Origin of the sequence: Ensifer sp. LC384, assembly GCF_001695865.1 — a bacterium.
In the GTDB taxonomy this organism is placed as follows: Bacteria; Pseudomonadota; Alphaproteobacteria; order Rhizobiales; family Rhizobiaceae; genus Ensifer.
The window spans coordinates 1-541 of sequence record NZ_MBST01000082.1; the positions used below are offsets into that span (position 1 = coordinate 1).

Here is a 541-nt window from a genome sequence, read left to right on the forward strand (position 1 = left end):
ATTTCCCTCCCTGCTTACAAACCTCACATACTGGTTTTCTACGCAGGACCTTCTCTCAACTATCTGCCTTACTACCATGTATACAGATTGCATAATGTCCAAGGGTTCAAAACCAGATATAACCACCGGCTTTAAAAACTCCTCCGCAAAGTATTCGTAAGGCTTTGTGCCAATTATGACGCTTACATGCCCAGGACCTATAAAGCCGTCTATCTCCACCCTACCCAATTCCCTCATCTCTGGTGCGTTCAGTATGTGCTGTATGGCGGCAGGGGTTATCACGTGGTTGGAAACCACGGAGAGGTTTTTTATGCCTATTTCTTTTGCCTTCTTTATCAGCACTGCGGTTTGGGGCGTTGTGGTCTCAAAGCCTATGGCAAAGAATACTACCTCCCTTTGAGGGTTTTCCTGTGCTATCCTAATAGCATCAAGACAAGAGTATAGAGGTCTTACATCCCTTCCTTCAGCCCTTAGGTGTAAGAGGCTCTTTCTCTCTGAACCAGGAACCCTTAGCACATCACCATAAGTGCATAGTATAAGC

Annotated in this window: 1 protein-coding gene; it reads right to left on the reverse strand. The window is 45.7% G+C overall.

Annotation, left to right across the window (positions count from 1 at the left end):
- Nucleotides 1-541 (reverse strand): hydrogenase formation protein HypD (gene hypD, locus BC363_RS31925; RefSeq protein WP_065793357.1); only part of this gene is annotated, 541 nt, incomplete at both ends.